General features: G+C 63.0%; 33 protein-coding genes and 1 pseudogene. 5 read left to right on the forward strand and 29 right to left on the reverse strand.

What is annotated here, in order from left to right:
• The first annotated feature begins 12 nt into the window (after window positions 1–12).
• The 5 genes from ACFXS9_RS17120 (at window position 13) to ACFXS9_RS17140 (ending at window position 3,063) form a co-directional block, all read left to right on the forward strand.
• Window positions 13–861: a Bug family tripartite tricarboxylate transporter substrate binding protein gene (locus ACFXS9_RS17120; protein ID WP_392690552.1), complete on the forward strand. Its 849-nt coding sequence runs from the start codon at window positions 13–15 to the stop codon at window positions 859–861.
• Window positions 858–989, forward strand: coding sequence for a hypothetical protein (locus tag ACFXS9_RS17125; protein WP_392690554.1), 132 nt, complete (start codon window positions 858–860; stop codon window positions 987–989). Before ACFXS9_RS17120 ends, ACFXS9_RS17125 begins: the two co-directional genes overlap by 4 nt.
• Window positions 990–996: 7 nt before the next feature.
• Complete coding sequence (locus tag ACFXS9_RS17130) at window positions 997–1,590, forward strand: amidase (RefSeq protein WP_392690556.1); 594 nt, start codon at window positions 997–999, stop codon at window positions 1,588–1,590.
• Window positions 1,587–2,489 (forward strand): amidase family protein, encoded by a 903-nt coding sequence (locus tag ACFXS9_RS17135; protein ID WP_392690558.1) that lies wholly within the window; start codon window positions 1,587–1,589, stop codon window positions 2,487–2,489. Before ACFXS9_RS17130 ends, ACFXS9_RS17135 begins: the two co-directional genes overlap by 4 nt.
• Window positions 2,490–2,682: 193 nt before the next feature.
• Window positions 2,683–3,063, forward strand: a complete 381-nt coding sequence (locus tag ACFXS9_RS17140; protein WP_392690560.1) for a hypothetical protein — start codon at window positions 2,683–2,685, stop codon at window positions 3,061–3,063.
• Between the two features lie 65 nt (window positions 3,064–3,128).
• Here ACFXS9_RS17140 and ACFXS9_RS17145 read toward each other — a convergent pair whose 3' ends face one another.
• The 29 genes and pseudogenes from ACFXS9_RS17145 to rplC all read right to left on the reverse strand — a co-directional run bounded on the left by ACFXS9_RS17145 (window position 3,129) and on the right by rplC (window position 18,851).
• A complete protein-coding gene (locus tag ACFXS9_RS17145; protein ID WP_392690562.1) occupies window positions 3,129–3,479 on the reverse strand; it encodes a DUF1236 domain-containing protein in 351 nt (116 codons plus the stop codon).
• Between the two features lie 96 nt (window positions 3,480–3,575).
• The gene (locus ACFXS9_RS17150; protein WP_392699831.1) at window positions 3,576–3,872 is read right to left on the reverse strand and encodes a DUF1330 domain-containing protein; all 297 of its coding nucleotides are present in this window, start codon (window positions 3,870–3,872) and stop codon (window positions 3,576–3,578) included.
• Between the two features lie 28 nt (window positions 3,873–3,900).
• Window positions 3,901–4,359, reverse strand: a complete 459-nt coding sequence (gene greA / locus ACFXS9_RS17155; RefSeq protein ID WP_334374600.1) for a transcription elongation factor GreA — start codon at window positions 4,357–4,359, stop codon at window positions 3,901–3,903.
• Window positions 4,360–4,486: 127 nt separating this feature from the next.
• Complete coding sequence (gene rplQ / locus ACFXS9_RS17160) at window positions 4,487–4,903, reverse strand: 50S ribosomal protein L17 (protein ID WP_028349036.1); 417 nt, start codon at window positions 4,901–4,903, stop codon at window positions 4,487–4,489.
• A 148-nt stretch (window positions 4,904–5,051) separates the two neighbouring features.
• Window positions 5,052–6,092: a DNA-directed RNA polymerase subunit alpha gene (locus ACFXS9_RS17165; protein WP_176722005.1), complete on the reverse strand. Its 1,041-nt coding sequence runs from the start codon at window positions 6,090–6,092 to the stop codon at window positions 5,052–5,054.
• A gap of 110 nt (window positions 6,093–6,202) precedes the next feature.
• Window positions 6,203–6,592 carry a 30S ribosomal protein S11 gene (gene rpsK / locus ACFXS9_RS17170; RefSeq protein WP_006021048.1) on the reverse strand — a complete coding sequence of 130 codons (390 nt, stop codon included), beginning with the start codon at window positions 6,590–6,592 and terminating at the stop codon, window positions 6,203–6,205.
• A 128-nt stretch (window positions 6,593–6,720) separates the two neighbouring features.
• Complete coding sequence (gene rpsM, locus ACFXS9_RS17175; protein ID WP_028349038.1) at window positions 6,721–7,089, reverse strand: 30S ribosomal protein S13; 369 nt, start codon at window positions 7,087–7,089, stop codon at window positions 6,721–6,723.
• A gap of 184 nt (window positions 7,090–7,273) precedes the next feature.
• Complete coding sequence (locus ACFXS9_RS17180; protein WP_392690567.1) at window positions 7,274–8,128, reverse strand: adenylate kinase; 855 nt, start codon at window positions 8,126–8,128, stop codon at window positions 7,274–7,276.
• A gap of 71 nt (window positions 8,129–8,199) precedes the next feature.
• Window positions 8,200–9,531 (reverse strand): preprotein translocase subunit SecY, encoded by a 1,332-nt coding sequence (gene secY, locus ACFXS9_RS17185; protein ID WP_334363355.1) that lies wholly within the window; start codon window positions 9,529–9,531, stop codon window positions 8,200–8,202.
• A gap of 135 nt (window positions 9,532–9,666) precedes the next feature.
• Window positions 9,667–10,152, reverse strand: a complete 486-nt coding sequence (gene rplO / locus ACFXS9_RS17190) for a 50S ribosomal protein L15 (protein WP_057843590.1) — start codon at window positions 10,150–10,152, stop codon at window positions 9,667–9,669.
• A 16-nt stretch (window positions 10,153–10,168) separates the two neighbouring features.
• Window positions 10,169–10,363, reverse strand: coding sequence for a 50S ribosomal protein L30 (rpmD, locus tag ACFXS9_RS17195; RefSeq protein ID WP_028349042.1), 195 nt, complete (start codon window positions 10,361–10,363; stop codon window positions 10,169–10,171).
• Window positions 10,364–10,400: 37 nt separating this feature from the next.
• Window positions 10,401–10,976, reverse strand: a complete 576-nt coding sequence (gene rpsE, locus ACFXS9_RS17200) for a 30S ribosomal protein S5 (RefSeq protein WP_028349043.1) — start codon at window positions 10,974–10,976, stop codon at window positions 10,401–10,403.
• A 62-nt stretch (window positions 10,977–11,038) separates the two neighbouring features.
• Window positions 11,039–11,398 (reverse strand): 50S ribosomal protein L18, encoded by a 360-nt coding sequence (gene rplR, locus ACFXS9_RS17205; RefSeq protein ID WP_065728824.1) that lies wholly within the window; start codon window positions 11,396–11,398, stop codon window positions 11,039–11,041.
• 11 nt (window positions 11,399–11,409) lie between these two features.
• Window positions 11,410–11,943 (reverse strand): 50S ribosomal protein L6, encoded by a 534-nt coding sequence (gene rplF / locus ACFXS9_RS17210; protein ID WP_392690571.1) that lies wholly within the window; start codon window positions 11,941–11,943, stop codon window positions 11,410–11,412.
• Between the two features lie 16 nt (window positions 11,944–11,959).
• Entirely contained in the window at window positions 11,960–12,358 is a 399-nt protein-coding gene (gene rpsH / locus ACFXS9_RS17215) for a 30S ribosomal protein S8 (RefSeq protein WP_057843587.1), read from the reverse strand.
• Window positions 12,359–12,372: 14 nt separating this feature from the next.
• A complete protein-coding gene (gene rpsN, locus ACFXS9_RS17220; protein ID WP_028349047.1) occupies window positions 12,373–12,678 on the reverse strand; it encodes a 30S ribosomal protein S14 in 306 nt (101 codons plus the stop codon).
• A 43-nt stretch (window positions 12,679–12,721) separates the two neighbouring features.
• A complete protein-coding gene (rplE, locus tag ACFXS9_RS17225; RefSeq protein ID WP_392690574.1) occupies window positions 12,722–13,279 on the reverse strand; it encodes a 50S ribosomal protein L5 in 558 nt (185 codons plus the stop codon).
• A complete protein-coding gene (gene rplX, locus ACFXS9_RS17230) occupies window positions 13,272–13,586 on the reverse strand; it encodes a 50S ribosomal protein L24 (protein ID WP_392690576.1) in 315 nt (104 codons plus the stop codon). Before rplX ends, rplE begins: the two co-directional genes overlap by 8 nt.
• On the reverse strand, window positions 13,586–13,954 hold the full coding sequence (rplN, locus tag ACFXS9_RS17235; protein ID WP_011473865.1) for a 50S ribosomal protein L14: 369 nt from the start codon (window positions 13,952–13,954) through the stop codon (window positions 13,586–13,588). Before rplN ends, rplX begins: the two co-directional genes overlap by 1 nt.
• Before the next feature lie 84 nt (window positions 13,955–14,038).
• A complete protein-coding gene (gene rpsQ, locus ACFXS9_RS17240) occupies window positions 14,039–14,287 on the reverse strand; it encodes a 30S ribosomal protein S17 (RefSeq protein ID WP_028349050.1) in 249 nt (82 codons plus the stop codon).
• Between the two features lie 11 nt (window positions 14,288–14,298).
• The gene (gene rpmC / locus ACFXS9_RS17245; RefSeq protein WP_028349051.1) at window positions 14,299–14,505 is read right to left on the reverse strand and encodes a 50S ribosomal protein L29; all 207 of its coding nucleotides are present in this window, start codon (window positions 14,503–14,505) and stop codon (window positions 14,299–14,301) included.
• 5 nt (window positions 14,506–14,510) lie between these two features.
• On the reverse strand, window positions 14,511–14,924 hold the full coding sequence (rplP, locus tag ACFXS9_RS17250) for a 50S ribosomal protein L16 (RefSeq protein WP_057843582.1): 414 nt from the start codon (window positions 14,922–14,924) through the stop codon (window positions 14,511–14,513).
• A 30-nt stretch (window positions 14,925–14,954) separates the two neighbouring features.
• Window positions 14,955–15,659: a 30S ribosomal protein S3 gene (gene rpsC, locus ACFXS9_RS17255; RefSeq protein WP_057843581.1), complete on the reverse strand. Its 705-nt coding sequence runs from the start codon at window positions 15,657–15,659 to the stop codon at window positions 14,955–14,957.
• A gap of 19 nt (window positions 15,660–15,678) precedes the next feature.
• The gene (gene rplV, locus ACFXS9_RS17260; protein ID WP_028349054.1) at window positions 15,679–16,065 is read right to left on the reverse strand and encodes a 50S ribosomal protein L22; all 387 of its coding nucleotides are present in this window, start codon (window positions 16,063–16,065) and stop codon (window positions 15,679–15,681) included.
• 10 nt (window positions 16,066–16,075) lie between these two features.
• Window positions 16,076–16,352, reverse strand: a pseudogene (rpsS, locus tag ACFXS9_RS17265) (30S ribosomal protein S19).
• Window positions 16,353–16,364: 12 nt separating this feature from the next.
• The gene (rplB, locus tag ACFXS9_RS17270; RefSeq protein WP_028349055.1) at window positions 16,365–17,198 is read right to left on the reverse strand and encodes a 50S ribosomal protein L2; all 834 of its coding nucleotides are present in this window, start codon (window positions 17,196–17,198) and stop codon (window positions 16,365–16,367) included.
• A 12-nt stretch (window positions 17,199–17,210) separates the two neighbouring features.
• Window positions 17,211–17,510: a 50S ribosomal protein L23 gene (locus ACFXS9_RS17275; RefSeq protein ID WP_028349056.1), complete on the reverse strand. Its 300-nt coding sequence runs from the start codon at window positions 17,508–17,510 to the stop codon at window positions 17,211–17,213.
• Complete coding sequence (rplD, locus tag ACFXS9_RS17280) at window positions 17,507–18,127, reverse strand: 50S ribosomal protein L4 (RefSeq protein WP_392690581.1); 621 nt, start codon at window positions 18,125–18,127, stop codon at window positions 17,507–17,509. Before rplD ends, ACFXS9_RS17275 begins: the two co-directional genes overlap by 4 nt.
• Before the next feature lies 1 nt (window position 18,128).
• Entirely contained in the window at window positions 18,129–18,851 is a 723-nt protein-coding gene (rplC, locus tag ACFXS9_RS17285; RefSeq protein ID WP_392690583.1) for a 50S ribosomal protein L3, read from the reverse strand.
• Window positions 18,852–18,898: the final 47 nt, after the last annotated feature.

Here is an 18,898-nt window from a genome sequence, read left to right on the forward strand (position 1 = left end):
GACCTGTTCGACATGATACGAATGTTTCTGGCGGCCGCGCTGGCGTCGTCCTGCGTGGTGGGCTGCGCGTCGATCGCAACGGCACAAGGCAGTTACCCCGAAAAATCGCTGCAGTTGATTGTGCCCTATCCAGCGGGCGGAGCTGGCGACGTCGTCGGGCGCATCATTGCCGGCGAGCTCGAGACGCGTCTGGGCAAGCCCGTGATCGTGCTCAATCGCCCCGGTGGCGGCACGACGATCGCCGCCAAAGAGGTCGCCAAGGCGGCACCCGACGGTTACACCCTGCTCACCAGTTCGAATTCGACCTTCACCCTGCAGCACGCCGTGAAGGAGAACGTGCCGTACGATAGCGGCAGGGATTTCGAGCCGATCGCCCAGACCGGTACCCTGACCATGGTGCTGGTCACGCATCGCGACAGCCCGATCAAGGACGTTGCGGCGCTTGTCGCGGCGGCGAAGGCCAATCCCGACAAGCTGTCGCTGGCGTCCTTCGGCGTAGCCACCATTTCGCATTTCGCCGGCGAACTGTTCAAGTCGAGCGCCGGCATCAAGATGCTGCACCTGCCCTACAAGGGCAGTGCGCCGGCGATGAACGACCTGATCGGCAAGCACATCGAGTACCACGTGGACACCGTGATCGCGATCAGGCCGCAACTCGAAGCCGGCACGGTTCGCCCGCTGGCGGTGTTCTCCGCCAAGCGCTCGCCGTTCCTTCCCGACGTTCCGACTCTCGCCGAACTCGGTTATCCCAATATCGACCTCGTCTCCTGGGGTACCGTGGTCGCGCCCAAGGAATCCCTCCGGCCATACGCGACCGGCTGGCCTCGGCGCTGGAAGAGGCGATCGCAAGTCCTTCGGTGATCGAACGCCTTAAGAAGGTCGGGTACGAAGCCGGCTTCAAGCGCTATCCGGACTGGCCGGGTTTCATCGCCAAGGAAACGGCCGAGATGAAGGAACTGGCCCGCAAGGGCGGCATCAAGGAAGAGTAATGCCGACATGACCGAGCCGTGCGATCTGCCCGCGGTGAAGGCCCGGGCGCTGATCGGCGAACGCAAGCTTTCGCCGGTCGAACTCATGGACAGTTGCATCCGCCGCATCGAGGAAATCGATCCGGCCGTCAATGCGATCATCGCGCGCTCGTTCGATACGGCGCGCGCGGCTGCGCGGGAAAGCGAGGCTGCCGTGATGCGCGGCGATGCGCTCGGGCCGCTGCACGGGCTCCCGCTCGGGGTCAAGGATCTGATCGACGCCAAGGGGCTGCCGACGAGTTTTGGCAGCATGCTGTTCGCGGACAATATCGCGGCCGAGGATGAGGCGATCGTCGCGATGCTCAAGCGCGCCGGCGCCATCGTCATCGGCAAGACCAACGTCCCCGAATGGGGCGCGGGCGGCAACACCCGCAATGCGCTTCATGGCGCCACCGGCAATCCCTTCGATCCCGAGCGCTCAGCCGCCGGCTCGTCCGGCGGATCGGCGGTAGCGCTTGCAACCGGCATGGTGCCGCTGGCGACCGGTTCGGACACCGGCGGCTCGGTCAGGAACCCCGCCGCCTTTTGCGGTGTCGTCGGATTCCGCCCCTCCCCGGGTTGATCGCCAGCAACAGCCGCAACATGGCCTGGCTGCAGATCTCGCAACTCGGGCCGATGGCGAGAAACGTATCGGACGCGTGCCTGATGCTTTCCTGCATGCTCGATCGCGACGCGCGCGATCCGTTGTCGGCCATCCTTCACGCCGGCGGAACGCCCGTGCGCGAGACCTATCGCGATCCGCCACGGACCGATCTCGCCAGCTTGCGCATCGCGGCGACCTGCGATTTCGGGTTTGCGCCGACGGAACGCGTCATCGCCGAGACGTTCAAAACGAAGCTCGCGACATTCGGATCGGCATTCCGCCGCGTCGCATGGACCCATCCTGATTGCAGCCATGCCGACGAGGTGTTCCGGATCTTGCGCGCCGTCGCATTTTTGGGCCGGCACCGAGAGCTTGCCGAAAAATATCCGGACAAGGTGGGTCCCAATGTCAGCGACAACGTGGCCGAGGGGCTCGGCTATTCCGCCCTCGACGTGGCGCGCGCGCTCTCGCTGCAGACCGCGCTTTATCGGAGCTGGCAGACATTTTTCGGCGAGCATGATTTTGTCATTGCGCCGACGGTCACGATCAGCCCGCGGCCGTGGTCGGAGCTCTACCCCGCCAACATCGATGGCACGCCGACCAAAAGCTATTTCCACTGGCTGGCGCTGGCCTATGCCGTGACCAATGCCGGACACCCGGCGGTGGCGATACCGGCCGGCCGCGACGGCACCGGATTGCCGTTCGGCATTCAGATCATCGGCCCGCGAGGCGGCGACCTCGCGACGCTTTCAGTGGCCCGCGAGATCGAGGCGCTGCTTGAGGCCAATCTGGAGACGGCCCGTCCCGTCCCTGACCTCGCCTGGCTGCGCCGACAGCCTCCGATTTCCAGCCGGCCAGGTTTTCTGGATTTCGACTGATCCGGCTCCATTCGAAGCCGTCACCTGAACGCTCGTTCATCAAAGTTAAATCTGACGCCAGAGCGGTCTGGAGGCCGGCACTTGGGCAACGAACTTCACTCGAATGTGTTTAGTAAGTGTCTGTTTTTGCGAAAGAGCGAACTTCGCTCGAATGTAAAGTATTGGGCGTCTGAATTACGGAAAGGAGTAATCCATGAGGAAAGCACCTTTGGCCTTGGCCGCAGCGGCGGTCTTGGGCTTGACCGCGGTAACGGCGCCGTCGCCGGCAGAGGCCCACTGGCGCGGTGGGGGATTTTTCCCGGCCGTGGCTGGCGGACTGATCGCGGGCGCGGTGATCGGCGGACTGGCTTCGAGCGCCTACGCCTATGGTCCGGGTTACGGATATTATGGCGGCTACCCGTATTACGGTGGGTATTACGGCGGTTATGCGCCGGCCTACTATGGCGGCTATTACAGCGAGCCTTATTATCCCGTTGTTCGGTACCGTCGTGTGGTTCGCCCGGCGTTCGCCTACTATGGCGGTCCGCGATTCTATGGTCCGCGGTATTACGGCGGCTACTGGCGTCGCTGGTGATCAGCAAAATGAAAAAGGGCCGCCAGACATGGCGGCCCTTTTTTGCATGGAGCGACGAGAACACCTCAGTCGATCTCATGCACCACCGTACGCGTGGCAGGGTCGACCAGCATCACGCGATTGTCCGAGTAGACATAGCGATACTTGGTCACCGACGGGCCCCAATCCGAAGGCACTGCCTCGAGTTCGACCTCGGTCGGCACCCTGGCACCCACCACGATCTTTTCCCGTGTTTCCACCGGACGGAGCTTGCGCTCAGTCACGTAGCTCTTGATCTTCGTGCGATATTCCGGCTCGATCCGAATCGTGGCGCCCGCAGTTCCGGTGGTCGTGTCGGGAGTGATGACCGTGGTTTGGGCGTTGGCCATGGTCGCAACCAGCGACGCTGCCGCCGCCAAAGTAAGCAGCTTCTTCATCGGGGTCCTCCTCAAGCCGCATCAGCGCGGCATCAGGAAAAACGGTTTCTGCGCGCCCTTGTTCCGCCTGAACGACCGCTTCCACATCGTTGCTGGCTAAACCGGCGCGACGCCCTGGACGAAAATCAGACGACGATCCAGCGCGGTCTGCCGCAGCTTGAGTGCCTCGTCGTATTCCGGCGAGACGTACCACTCGCGCAAACGTTCCATTGTCGGAAATTCCACGACGATGATGGTTTTCGGTGGCGGGCTACCCTCGATCAAACTTGCAGGGCCGCCGCGCACGAGGTAGCGGCCGCCATACTTTGCAATCGTCTTGGCCGCGATGCTGCGATAGCTCTCGAAGTCGGCGGCATCGCGCATCTCGACTTCGGAAATAGCGTAGGCTGACATCATTCACCTCGCGCGCGGTGTCTGCGCATCACCGGATTTCGACGATCTCCGCTTCGCCTCCGGCGATGGCGACGACGTCGCCGACACCCTTGCCGAACAGCGCGCGCGCCAGCGGTGAGCCGTGCGAGATCGTGCCGTGCGCAGGTTCGGCCTCGTCTTCGCCGACGATCCGGAACGTCTGTCGCCGGTCGTCCTCGCGCACGATGGTGACGGTGTGACCGAAGCGCACGACGGAATTGTCTGATGGCTCGGGGGCCACCCTTGCCGTGGCGCGGCGAGCATTCCAATAGCGGAAGTCACGGCGAGCGCTGGCCAGCGCCGCGCGATCGCCGGCGGATTGCGCCGCAGCCTGGGCCGCCTCGGCCGCAGCCAATGCCTGCTCGATCCGGCTGAGACCTTCAGCCGTCACGTCATTCGGAAGATCGGAGATTGGCCGGTCAGGCAGACCTTCGACGTCCTCTGTGTCCTTGACGAACGCCCTACTCATGGATGTCAAACGTTTGGCGGCCCGAGACGTTCCTGTGAAGTCACGCGCCGGCCGCGGGCGCGGGCGCGCCGGGCAACAAAAAAGCGGCGCTTTTGGCGCCGCTTTTGAAACCTTCGATTTGGAAGAGTTACGCCGCTTCGGCGGACTTCTCCTCCACCGGACCAGAATCCTGGCCCTTGGCGTCGACGTCGCGGTCGACGAATTCGATCACGGCCATCGGGGCGTTGTCGCCGTAGCGGAAACCGGCCTTGATGATGCGGGTATAGCCGCCCTGGCGGTCCTTGTAGCGAGGCGCCAGCGTGTCGAACAGCTTCTTGACCTGATCGACGTCGCGCATCTCGGAGATCGCCTGGCGGCGCATGGCCAGCCCACCCTTCTTGCCGAGGGTAACGAGCTTCTCGACGATCGGGCGCAGTTCCTTGGCCTTCGGCAGCGTGGTGACGATCTGCTCGTGCTTGATCAGCGCGGCGCACATGTTGGCGAACATCGCGCGGCGATGCTCGGCGGTGCGGTTGAGCTTACGATGAACCTTGCCGTGACGCATTGATGTATTCCTTGATTTGTCTTCGTCGCGACGGTTCGTCGGACTTGTTGCTCAGGTGGGCTGCCTGCGTTCGCCCCAGTGTGGCGAGTAGCGAATAGCAAATAGCGAATAGTTTCTCCCCTATTCGCTGTTCGCCACTCCTATTCGCTCAGTAGTGATCCTCGAAGCGCTTGGCGAGTTCGTCGATGTTCTCCGGCGGCCAGCCCGGCACTTCCATGCCGAGATGCAGACCCATCTGGGCCAGCACTTCCTTGATCTCGTTCAGCGACTTGCGGCCGAAGTTCGGGGTGCGGAGCATTTCCGCCTCCGACTTCTGCACGAGATCGCCGATATAGACGATGTTGTCGTTCTTCAGGCAGTTTGCCGAACGCACGGACAGCTCGAGCTCGTCGACCTTCTTGAGGAACGCCGGGTTGAAGGCGAGATCGGGGATGATCTCCTGCGCGACTTCCTTGCGCGGCTCTTCGAAGTTCACGAACACGTTGAGCTGATCCTGCAGGATGCGCGCGGCATAGGCCACCGCGTCCTCCGGCGAGATCGCGCCGTTGGTCTCGATCGTCATGGTCAGCTTGTCGTAGTCGAGGATCTGGCCCTCGCGGGTGTTCTCGACCTTGTAGGAGACCTTGCGCACGGGCGAGAACAGGCTGTCGACCGGGATCAGGCCGATCGGCGCATCCTCGGGCCGGTTGCGCTCGGCGGCGACGTAGCCCTTGCCGGCGGCGACCGTGAACTCCATGCGGATTTCAGCGCCCTCGTCCAGCGTGCAGATCTGCAGCTCGGGATTGAGCACTACGATGTCGCCGACGGTCTGGATGTCACCGGCGGTGACGACGCCCGGACCCGACTTCTTCACGACCATGCGCTTGGGGCCTTCGCCCTGCATCTTGATCGAGATGTCCTTGATGTTGAGCACGATGTCGGTGACGTCCTCGCGAACGCCCGCGATCGAGGAGAACTCGTGCAGCACGCCGTCGATGTGCACCGACTGCACGGCGGCGCCCTGCAGCGACGACAACAGGATGCGGCGCAGCGCGTTACCGAGCGTCTGGCCGAAACCGCGCTCGAGCGGCTCGGCGACGACGGTCGCAAACCGGGTCGCATCGCCGCCCGGCGTTACCTGCAGCTTGTTCGGTCGAATAAGTTCTTGCCAATTTTTCTGGATCGTCACTTTGTCACCCCTTCGGGTCAATAGACCGGCCAGTCGATCCGCCTTCAGATCACTGGCGTTGGAGATCGCGGATCAGTCCGCGGAAAATTCCAAAAGCAATCGCGAGCGGCACAACCGCCCGCGACCAGATATCAAACGCGCCGGCGCTTGCGCGGACGGCAACCATTGTGCGGGATCGTCGTCACGTCGCGGATAGACGTGACGGTGAAGCCCGCGGCCTGCAGCGCGCGAAGCGCCGATTCGCGGCCCGAACCGGGGCCGGCAACTTCCACTTCCAGCGTGCGCATGCCGTGTTCCTGCGCCTTCTTGGAAACGTCTTCAGCCGCGACCTGCGCGGCGTAGGGGGTCGACTTGCGCGAGCCCTTGAAACCCATCGTGCCGGCCGAGGACCAGGCAATGGTATTGCCCTGCGCGTCGGTGATGGTGATGGTCGTGTTGTTGAAGGACGAATTCACGTGCGCGATGCCGGAGGCGATGTTCTTGCGTTCGCGACGGCGGACGCGGGTGGCTTCCTTGCCCATTACCTTAAAACCTTCCTGTGATCTCAAACGCCGCCGTACTGCCAGCGGCTACACCTAAAAACGCGAGTGGCTGATAGCGAGCAGCGAATAGATTTCTGTTCGCCATTCCCTATTCGCAATTTGCCGAATTACTTCTTCTTGCCGGCGATCGATTTGGCCGGGCCCTTGCGCGTGCGCGCATTGGTGTGGGTGCGTTGACCGCGCACCGGAAGGCCGCGGCGATGACGCAGGCCGCGATAGCAGCCGAGGTCCATCAGACGCTTGATGTTGATGCCGGTCTCGCGGCGAAGGTCGCCTTCGACGAGATAGTCGCGGTCGATGACTTCGCGGATCTGCAGGACTTCCTGGTCGCTCAACTGGCTGACGCGACGATCAGCCGGGATCTTGACCTTCTCCATGATCTCGGACGCGTTCTTCTGGCCGATGCCATGGATGTACTGGAGCGCGATCAGAACGCGCTTGTTGGTCGGGATATTCACGCCGGCAATACGGGCCACGGACTTCTCTCCTGTCGCCGATCCCTCATGGATCGGGCTATGTTCTTGCTAACTCGGGCAGGTGTCCGCAAACGCGAACACGACGCCCTCCCCTCATCTCTTTCGGGGCCCGGCATCGTCAAAAAACTATCCGACTTGGATGCGGGGCTTATTAAAGGATTCAACTCGGTTTCGTCAACCGCCTCTATCGCTTAGCTCGCTTTTTCGTGACTTTTTTGGCCGCTTTCCGGACGGTCTTTTGGGCGCTTGCGCCCCCTCGCCCTCTGGCCGCCGAAACGGCCTTCCGAGCAGCCTTCTTGTTGCCAGCCGTTTTGGCCCCTCTGGAGGCCGATTTGGCGGCCTTACGCGCCGTTTTGACGGCCTTCTTGGAGGTTTTGGCGACCTTTTTGGCTGCCGGCCTGGCGGTCTTCCGTGCCTTGGCCTTCCGGGCCGTCGCCACCTTGGGTTCCAGCGCGCCGACAGCGGAGAGGATCCGGTTAACCTCCCGGGTTACCTGCTCGATGGTCATCATCCCGTCGACCGTCGCGAGCTTCCGCCGCTCGGAATAGTAGTGAATCAGCGGCTCGGTCTGCGACCGGTAGGCAGCGAGCCGTTTGGCCAGCACTTCCGGCGTGTCGTCAACACGCACCTCCTCGCCGCGCGCCAGCATCTCGGCGACGCGGGTTTCGACGCGCTGTAGCAGCGCGCTCTCATTGACGCGCAGTTCGACCACCGCGTCGAGCCTGAGATGCTTTTTCTTTAAGAGCTCATCCAGCGCCTCAGCCTGCGGCACCGTGCGCGGGAACCCATCGAGGACGAAGCCTTTGGCCGCGTCCGGTTGATCGATCCTGTCAGAAATGATTCCGACTACGACGTCATCAGGCACAAGCTGGCCGTTTGCCATGAGGTCCTTGGCCTTCAACCCGACCGGCGTCTCGGCGGCCACAGCCGCGCGCAGCATCTCGCCGGTCGAGAGCTGCACAATCCCATAGCGCTGCACCAGCCGCTGTGCCTGGGTACCCTTCCCCGACCCCGGCGGTCCCAAAAGGATCAATCTCATGACTAATCGCCCCCCGGCTTGGTGAGCGAAACACCGCACACCTTGTATTGAATTTCAGAGCGCTCCGCTGGTTAGCGGCGACGGCCCCTCAGTTTGGATTTCCGGATCAGCCCCTCATACTGATGGGCCAACAGATAACCCTGCACCTGCGCCACCGTATCCATGGTCACGCTGACGACGATCAGAAGCGAGGTTCCGCCGAAATAGAACGGCACCGAGGCATAGGAAATCAGGATTTCGGGAATCAGGCACACGATCGCCAGATAGATCGCGCCCAGCACCGTGATGCGCGACAGCACGTAATCGATATATTCGGCGGTGCGCTCGCCCGGGCGGATGCCGGGAATGAAGCCGCCGTGCTTCTTCAGATTGTCGGCGGTCTCGGTCGGGTTGAACACGATCGCGGTGTAGAAGAAGGCGAAGAACACGATCAGCGCCAGATAGAGGAACAGAAACAGCGGACGGCCATGGCTGAGCTGGGTGTTGAGCCACTGGAACCATTCCGGCCCCTTGCCGGCGTTGAAGTTCGCAACCGTCGCCGGCAGCAGCAACAGCGACGAGGCGAAGATCGGCGGAATGACGCCCGAGGTATTGAGCTTGAGCGGCAGATGCGAGGACTGCCCCTCGAACATCTTGTTGCCGACCTGGCGCTTCGGATATTGGATCAGAAGCCTGCGCTGTGCGCGCTCCATGAACACGATGAAGGCGATCACGGCGACCGCCATCACGATCACGATCAGGATCAAGCCGGTCGAGAGCGCGCCCTGGCGTCCCAGTTCGAGCATGTTGGCGAGCGCCGAAGGCAACTCGGCAACGATGCCGGCCAGAATAATCAGCGAAATGCCGTTACCGATGCCGCGCGAGGTAATCTGCTCGCCGAGCCACATCAGGAACATGGTGCCGCCGGTCAGCGTGATCGTGGTGGAAATCAGGAAGAACATTCCGGGCTCGCTGACCACGTTGCCGGCGCCCTGAAGTCCGATCGCGATGCCGTAGGCCTGAAACGTGGCCAGGATCACCGTGAGGTAGCGGGTATACTGGTTCAGGGTCTTGCGGCCCGCCTCGCCTTCCTTCTTCAAGGCTTCGAGCTTGGGCGATACCGTCGTCAGAAGCTGAATGATGATCGATGCCGAGATGTACGGCATGATGTTCAGCGCGAAGATCGCCATGCGGTTGATGCCGCCGCCAGCGAACATGTTGAACATGCCGAGAATGCCGCCGGCCTGCGACTTGAACACCTGCTCCCAGGCCGCGGGATCGATGCCGGGCAGCGGGATATAGGTACCGAGCCGATAAACAAGCAGCGCACCCAGCGTAAACCAGATGCGCTTCTTCAGTTCGTCGGCTTTGGCCAAAGCGCCGAAATTGAGGTTTGCCGCAAGTTGTTCTGCTGCTGAGACCATGTTCAGGCTTTCTCCCGCCGCCTCCCAGGCCGACGCCCCTTCCCGGGCAATCGGTAGACGCCGGACATTATTTGGTGCGCGGCTTCGATAAGTCCACTGGTCTATGCCCGCGATCAGGCGGGCATGACGCAGATGTTACGCCGCCTCGCCTTCCTTCTTGGCCGGGGCCAGGATCTTCACCGTGCCGCCGGCCTTCTCGACCGCCGCAACCGCGGACTTCGAGGCGCCGTGCACCTCGATCGCGAGCTTGGACTTGAGTTCGCCGCGACCGAGCAGCCGCAGGCCGTCCTTGGCACGGCGGATCACGCCGGCCTTCACCAGCGATTCAACCGTGACGGTTTCCTTGGTGTCGACCAGCTTGGCGTCGATCGCCTCCTGCAGCCGGTCGAGATTGATCTCGGCAAAGTCGAGCCGGAAGATGTTGTTGAAGCCGCGCTTCGGCAGGCGCCGATGCAGCGGCATCTGGCCGCCCTCGAAGCCCTTGATGCGCACGCCCGAACGCGCGGTCTGGCCCTTGCCGCCGCGGCCCGAAGTCTTGCCCTTGCCGGAACCGATGCCACGGCCGACGCGCATGCGCTTCTTGCGCGAGCCGGCGTTGTCGGCGATATCGCTGAGCTTCATCGCCCTGTCTCCTTGCTTACTTCTCGCCGACGATGCGGACGAGATGTTGAACCTTGCTGATCATGCCGCGAACTTCAGGGGTGTCCTGCAGCTCGGCAACCCGGCCGATCTTGTTGAGCTTGAGGCCGATCAGCGTCGAACGCTGCGAGTGGTGGCGGCGGATCGCGCTGCCGGTCTGCTCGACCTTGATCGTCTTTGCGGCCTTGGCCATCGTCTTAACTCCAAAGAGCGCTTGAAATTCGCGCCGGTTACTCAGCCACCACTTCGGCGTCGCCGCCGACGCGGCGCGATTGCAGCGTGGACACCTTGATGTTGCGGCGTGCCGCAACCGAACGCGGCGAATCCTGATGCTTCAGCGCGTCGAAGGTCGCGCGAACCATGTTGTAGGGATTCGACGAGCCGATCGACTTCGCCACCACGTCCTGGATGCCGAGCGTCTCGAACACCGCGCGCATCGGGCCGCCGGCGATGATGCCGGTACCGGCCGGAGCGGCGCGCAGGTAGACGCGGCCGGCGCCGTGACGGCCGGCGATGTCGTGATGCAGCGTGCGGCCTTCGCGCAGCGCCACGCGCGTCAGATTGCGCTTGGCCGACTCGGTCGCCTTGCGGATCGCCTCGGGCACCTCGCGCGCCTTGCCGTGGCCGAAACCGACCCGGCCCTTCTGGTCGCCGATTACGACCAGCGCCGCAAAGCCGAAGCGCTTGCCGCCCTTGACGACCTTCGCCACGCGATTGATGTGGACGAGCTTGTCGACGAACTCGCTGTCGCGCTCCTCGCGATCCCTGCTCCGTTCGCGTCCGCCGCGTTCGCGTTCACCTGCCATGGTGTTTTCCAATCTTTAGGGGAAGAAAGCCCCTGTCCTCGTAATTATCCAAAACCGTTTCGTTAGAAGCTCAGTCCGCTTTCGCGGGCGGCGTCCGCGAGCGCCTTGACGCGCCCGTGGTAGAGATAGCTGCCGCGATCGAACACCACTTCCTTGACGCCGTTCTTCACGGCGCGTTCCGCCAGCAGCTTGCCGACGGCCTTGGCCGCATCGATGTTGGCGCCGGTGTTGCCGGCCTCGCGCATGGTCTTTTCCAGCGACGAGGCGGAAGCCAGCGTCTCGCCCTTCAGGTCGTCGATGACCTGGGCGTAGATGTGCTTCGACGAACGGAACACCGACAGACGCGGGCGTCCATTGGCGGACCGGCGCAGCGAGTTGCGCACTCGCTGCTTGCGCCGGGCATTCGTGACCTTGAGTGACATGACCGGCTCCGTTACTTCTTCTTGCCTTCCTTGCGGAAGATGAATTCATTGGCGTACTTCACGCCCTTGCCCTTGTAGGGCTCCGGCGGACGGTAGGCGCGGATCTCGGCGGCGACCTGACCGACGCGCTGGGAATCGGTGCCCGAAATCGTGATCTCGGTCGGCTTCGGCACCGCGATGGTGATGCCTTCCGGGATCGCATAGACCACGTCGTGGCTGTAGCCGAGCGCGAGCTGCAGGTTCTTGCCCTGCATCGCGGCGCGATAGCCGACGCCGGTGATCTCGAGCTTCTTCTCAAAGCCCTTGGTGACGCCCTCGACCAGGTTCGCCACCTGCGCGCGCGCAGTGCCATACATGGCCTGCGCACGGTTGGTCTTGAACTTCGGCGCGACCTTGACCTCGCCCTGCTCGAACTTCACCTCGACGTCGTCATGCACGACGAACTGAAGCTGGCCCTTCGGCCCCTTCACCTTGACGGTCTGTCCCTCGACGGTCGCCGTCACACCGGACGGGATCGCCACAGGCCGTTTGCCAACACGTGACATGGCTAAAAATCCTTCCTCAGAACACCGTGAAGAGAACTTCGCCGCCCACATTCGCGTCTCGCGCGGCGTGGTCGGCCATGATTCCCTTCGGCGTCGACAACACCGAAATGCCGAGACCGTTGTTCACGCGCGGCAGGTTCCTCACCGAGGCGTAAACCCGGCGGCCCGGCTTCGAGACCCGCTCGATCTCGCGAATGACGGGCTCGCCGTCGAAATACTTCAACTCGATCTCGAGTTCGCTGCGGCCCGAGGCATGCTCCACGCTGGCATAGCCGCGGATATAGCCCTCGGCCTTCAGCACTTCGAGCACGCTGGCGCGCATCTTCGAGCCCGGGGTCGAGACCTTGGACTTCGAACGCATCTGCGCGTTGCGGATGCGGGTGATGAGATCGGAGATCGGATCGTGCGTTGACATCGTGACGACCCTCCTTACCAGCTCGACTTCACGAGCCCGGGAACCAGGCCCTTGGAGCCGAGTTCACGCAGCGCGATGCGGGAAAGCTTGTTCTTGCGGTAGTTCGAGCGCGGGCGGCCGGTCAGTTCGCAACGGTTGCGGATCCGCGTGGTCGACGAGTTGCGCGGCATCTGGGCGAGCTTCAGCGTCGCCGCAAACCGCTCTTCCATCGGCTTGGTCTTGTCGGCGATGATCGCCTTCAGCTTCGCACGCTGCGGGGCGGCGTTCTTGGCCATCCGCTTGCGCCGGTTGTTCTTCTCGATCGAACTCTTTTTTGCCATGCTTGGCTCCTGGGTTTCCGCGTTTGAGAGGCTTAGCTGCGTCTCACTGCCGGAACGGGAAATTGAATGCGGTCAACAAGGCGCGCGCCTCGTCGTCGGTCTTCGCCGTGGTGCAGACCGTGATGTCCATGCCGCGGGCTTCCGAAACCTTGTCGAAATCGATTTCGGGGAAAATGATGTGCTCCTTGAGGCCGAGCGAGTAGTTGCCGCGGCCGTCGAAGCTCTTCGGGTTGAGGCCACGGAAGTCGCGCACGCGCGGCAACGCCACGTTCACCAGGCGATCGATGAACTCGTACATCCGCGCTTTGCGCAGCGTGACCTTGCAGCCGATCGGCTGGTTCTCGCGCAGCTTGAAGGTCGCAATCGCCATCCGCGAATAGGTCACGATCGCCTTCTGGCCGGCGATCTGCGTCAGTTCGGCAGCCGCGGTCTCGGCCTTCTTGCGGTCGTTGACGGCATCGCCGACGCCCATGTTGAGCACGACCTTGTCCAGCCGCGGCACCTGCATGACGTTGGCATAGCCGAACTGTTCGGTCAGCTTGCCGCGAATGCTCTTGTCATACTCCGCGCGCAGGCGCGGCACGTAAGCGGTATCAGCCATCGATCTCTGCTCCCGAGCTCTTGGCAACGCGTACCTTCTTGCCATCAGCCTGAATCTTGAAGCCCACGCGGGTCGGCTTTCCGTCCTTGCCGACATAGGCGAGGTTGGACAGGTGGATCGGCGACTCCTTGGAGATGATGCCGCCTTCCTGGTTCTGGGTCTGCTTCTGGTGACGCTTCACCATGTTGACGCCGCGCACCAGCGCCTTGTTCTCGGCGGGGCGGACCTCGAATACTTCGCCGGTGCGACCCTTGTCGCGACCGGTCATAACCATGACCTTGTCACCTTTCCGGATCTTGGCAGCCATCACAGCACCTCCGGCGCAAGCGAGATGATTTTCATGTGGTTCTTGGCGCGAAGCTCGCGCGGCACCGGCCCGAAGATACGGGTGCCGACCGGCTCCGACTGGTTGTTGATCAAGACGGCGGCGTTGCGGTCGAAGCGGATGACCGAACCGTCGGCGCGGCGGATGTCCTTGCGGACCCGCACCACGACGGCCTTCATCACGTCGCCCTTCTTCACCTTGCCGCGCGGAATCGCTTCCTTGATCGACACGACGATAACGTCGCCCACGGTGGCATAGCGGCGCTTGGAGCCCCCCAGCACCTTGATGCACATGACACGGCGTGCGCCTGAATTGTCGGCCACGTCGAGGTTGGTCTGCATCTGAATCATTGATGCACCTCGTCCTCTTTCTGATGCGCTCGAATTAGCGCCTAAAATTTTCCCGATTACTCATCCGGCCAGGCCGAACAGATCTCAGGCGGTTTTCTTCTGTTCGCCCCGGACCACGGTCCAGCGCTTCAACTTCGAGATCGGCTTGCTCTCCTCGATCCACACCATGTCGCCCGGCTTGAACTCGCCGTTCTCGTCGTGCGCGTGGTAGTTCTTGGAGCGGCGGATCGTCTTCTTGTAGATCGGATGGGTGAAGCGGCGATCGACGCGCACCACCACCGTCTTGGCTTGCTTGTCGCTCACGACCACGCCCTGAAGGGTACGTTTCGGCATAATACGGCCTCTTACTTCTTCTTCGCGCGAACCTGCGCGGCGATGGTCTTGATGCGGGCGATATCGCGGCGGGCTTCGCGCAGCCGCGAGGTGTTTTCCAACTGCCCGGTGGCGCGCTGGAAACGCAGGTTGAAGCGTTCCTTCTTCAGATTGAGGACGGCATCCTCCCTCTGGTCGTCGCTCATCGCGCGGATGTCTTCAACTTTCATCGGGGCCATGAATGTTACTCCGCAATGCGCGCGACGAAGCGCGTCTTGATCGGCAGCTTGGCGGCGGCGAGCGTGAGCGCTTCCTTCGCGGTCTGCACGTTGACGCCGTCGATCTCGAAAATCACCCGGCCGGGCTTGACCCGCGCCACCCACAGTTCCGGCGTACCCTTGCCGGAACCCATGCGGACTTCGGCGGGCTTCTTCGACACCGGCACGTCCGGGAACACGCGGATCCAGACGCGGCCGGCGCGCTTCATGTGGCGGGTCAGCGCGCGGCGCGCGGCTTCGATCTGGCGGGCAGTGACGCGCTCGGGCGCCATCGCCTTCAGGCCGAACTGGCCGAACGACAACGTCGCACCCGAAGTCGCAACGCCGTGGATACGGCCCTTATGCGCCTTCCGGAACTTCGTTTTCTTTGGTTGCATCATGGCTTTGAGCCCTCAAACCTTCCTAATGTCTCACGCTGCGGCGGTGTCGCGGCGCGGACGCGCGGTATCGCCTTCGGCCATCTTCTTGTCCTGGGCCATCGGATCGTGCTCGAGGATCTCGCCCTTGAAGATCCAGACCTTGACGCCGCAGGTGCCGAACGTGGTGAACGCCGTCGCCACGCCGTAATCGACGTCGGCGCGCAGCGTGTGCAGCGGCACGCGGCCCTCACGATACCACTCCATGCGCGCGATTTCGGCGCCGCCGAGACGGCCCGAGCAGTTGATGCGGATGCCTTCGGCGCCAAGACGCATCGCCGATTGCACCGCCCGCTTCATGGCGCGGCGGAAAGCGACGCGGCGCTCGAGCTGCTGCGCGATCGATTCGGCAACCAGGGTGGCGTCGAGTTCGGGTTTGCGGATTTCGACGATGTTGATGACGACGTCGGAAGCCGTGATGTCGGCAACCCGCTTGCGCAGCTTGTCGATGTCGGCGCCCTTCTTGCCGATCACGACGCCCGGACGCGCCGAGTGGATCGTCACGCGGCACTTCTTGTGCGGACGCTCGATCACGATGCGGGCGACAGCCGCCTGCTTGAGCTCCTTGTGCAGGATCTCGCGGATCTTGACGTCTTCATGCAACAGCTTGCCGTACTCGTTCTTGCCGGCGAACCAACGCGAATCCCACGTGCGGTTGATGCCGAGACGCAGTCCGATTGGATTGATCTTTTGACCCATCGTTTTCTCCCGCGCCGCTTTAAGCGCTTGCCTCGGCCTCGACCTGACGAACCACGATGGTCAGGTGCGAGAACGGTTTATAGATACGGCCCGAACGGCCACGGCCGCGGGGCGAAAAACGCTTCATGACGATGCCGTTGCCGACGTGGGCCTCGGCGACGACGAGATCGTCGACTTCGAGGTCATGGTTGTTCTCGGCGTTCGCGATCGCCGATTCCAGGCACTTCTTGACGTCGACCGCGATCCGCTTGCGCGAGAACTGCAGGTCGGCGAGCGCAGCAGATGCCTTCCGGCCGCGGATCAACTGCGCGACAAGATTGAGCTTCTGCGGGCTGACGCGCAGCATCCGGGCGACTGCCTTGGCCTCGTTGTCCGCGAGGCTACGTTCGCGCTTTGGTTTGCTCATCGTCTATTCCTCAAGCCTTCTTGGCTTTCTTGTCGCCAGAGTGGCCATGGAAGGTACGGGTCGGCGAGAACTCGCCGAACTTGTGACCCACCATTTCCTCGTTGACCGAGACCGGCACGTGCTTCTGGCCGTTGTAGACGCCGAACACCAGGCCGACGAACTGCGGCAGGATGGTCGAGCGGCGGCTCCAGATCTTGATGACGTCGTGACGGCCGGACGCGCGCGCAGCATCTGCCTTCTTGAGCAGAGGCTTCGACGAACGGGCCTTTCCAGACTGAACGAACCATGTCCGGCGTTCCTTACTTCTTCCGCTTGTGGCGGCTTAGGAGGATGAATCGATTGGTCGACTTATTCGAACGGGTCTTCTTGCCCTTGGTCGGCTTGCCCCACGGCGTGACCGGGTGGCGGCCGCCCGAGGTGCGGCCTTCGCCGCCGCCGTGCGGATGGTCGATCGGGTTCATGACGACGCCGCGGTTATGCGGACGCCAGCCCAGCCAGCGGGTGCGGCCGGCCTTGCCGATCGAAATGTTCATGTGATCGGGGTTCGACACCGCACCGATGGTGCCGCGGCAACGGCCGTGCACCAGGCGCTGTTCGCCCGAGTTCAGGCGCAGAATGACGTATTCCTGGTCGCGGCCGACGATCTGGGCGTAGGTGCCGGCGGAACGGGCGATCTGGCCGCCCTTCCCGATCTTCATCTCGATGTTGTGGACGATGGTGCCGACCGGCATGTTGCCGAGCGGCATGACGTTGCCGGGCTTCACGTCGACATAGTTACCGGCAACCACCGTGTCGCCCACGGCCAGCCGCTGCGGCGCCAGGATGTAGGCCTGCTCGCCGTCCTGATACTTGATCAGCGCGATGAACGCGGTGCGGTTCGGATCATATTCCAGGCGCTCGACGACGGCGGGAACGTCGACCTTGTTCCGCTTGAAGTCCACCAGGCGATAGGCCTTCTTGTGGCCGCCGCCGCGGAAACGCACGGTGATGCGGCCGGTGTTGTTGCGGCCGCCATTGCCGAGCTTGCCCTCGGTCAGCGCCTTCACCGGCTTGCCCTTGTAGAGCGCCGAACGGTCGACCATCACCAGTTGGCGCTGGCCCGGCGTCGTCGGATTGTATGTTTTCAATGCCATCGCTGTGTCGCCTTATAGTCCGGTGGTGACGTCGATGCGGTGGCCCTCTTCGAGGGTCACGACAGCCCGCTTGACGTCCGACTGCGAACCGAAATTGCCGCGGAACACCTTGGTCTTGCCCTTGCGGACCAGGGTGTTCACGCTCTTCACCTTGACGTCGAACAGCTTCTCGACGGCTTCCTTGATTTGCGGCTTGGTCGCCTTGCTGGCGACCTTGAACACGACCTTGTTGTGCTCGGACGCCACCGTCGCCTTTTCGGTGACGACGGGAGCCACGATCACGTCGTAATGGCGCGGATCGATATTCTTCATTTGAAGCGCGCCTCCAGCGCATCGACTGCCGCCTTCGTCAGCACGAGCTTCTGACGGCGCAGAATGTCGTAGACGTTGATGCCCTGGATCGGCAGCACGTCGATGTTCGGAATGTTGCGGGCCGCGGTCGCGAAACCGTTGTTGAGCTCGGCACCGTCGATGATCAGCGCGTTGGTGAGCCCAAGGTCGTTGAAATGGCCGACCAGCGCCTTGGTCTTGGCTTCCTTGACCTGCGCACTGTCGATCACGATCAGGCCGCCATCCTTGGCCTTCGCCGACAGCGCATGCTTGAGCGCAAGCGCCCGCACCTTCTTCGGCAGGTCGGTCGCGTGGGAGCGAACCACCGGACCGAACGCACGGCCACCGCCGCGGAACTGCGGCACGCGGGCCGAGCCGTGACGGGCGCCGCCGGTGCCCTTCTGCTTGTACATCTTCTTGCCGGTGCGCCAGATTTCGGCGCGCCCCTTCGCCTTGTGCGTGCCGGCCTGGCGCTTGTTGAGCTGCCATTGCACGCAACGCTGGATGATGTCGGCGCGTGGCTCGAGACCGAAGATCGCGTCCGAGAGCTGGACCGATCCGGCTTCCTTACCTTCAAGCGTCGTGACTTTCAGTTCCATCTCACGCGCCCTCCTGCTCGGCCGGCGCAGCAGCAGCCTGCTCACCGCCAGCAACCTTAAACTTGCCGGGCTTCGGAGCTTCCTTCGGCAACGGCTTCTTCACGGCGTCGCGCACCGAGATCCAGCCGCCCTTGGAGCCGGGAACGGCACCCTCGACCAGAATCAGACCGCGCTCGACGTCGGTCTGCACCACACGCAAATTAAGCGTGGTGATGCGATCGACACCCATGTGACCGGGCATCTTCTTGTTCTTGAAGGTCTTGCCGGGATCCTGGCGTCCGCCGGTCGAACCGATCGAACGGTGCGAAACCGACACACCGTGGGTGGCGCGCAGGCCGCCGAAATTCCAGCGCTTCATGCCGCCGGCAAAGCCCTTACCAACCGAGGTGCCGGTGACGTCGACGAACTGGCCGACCACGAAATGGTCCGCCTGGATCTCGGCGCCAACCGGAATCAGCGCGTCTTCCGAGACGCGAAATTCGGCGACTTTTCGCTTGGGCTCGACCTTGGCCGCGGCAAACTGGCCGCGCTCCGCCTTGGGCAGATACACGGTCTTGCGGGTACCTGCACCGAGCTGCAGCGCGACGTAACCGTTCTTTTCGGTCGTGCGGTGGCCCAGCACCTGGCAATTGCCCAGCTTCAGCACGGTCACAGGGATATGTTCGCCGGCCTCCGTAAAGACCCGCGTCATCCCAACCTTTTGTGCGATCACTCCGGAGCGCATCGGCGTGCTTCCTGTTCTTTCTGTCCGCTAAAGTCGGACGAGCTAAA

It is taken from the genome of Bradyrhizobium sp. RDI18, from assembly GCF_043203335.1.
GTDB lineage: Bacteria > Pseudomonadota > Alphaproteobacteria > Rhizobiales > Xanthobacteraceae > Bradyrhizobium > Bradyrhizobium retamae.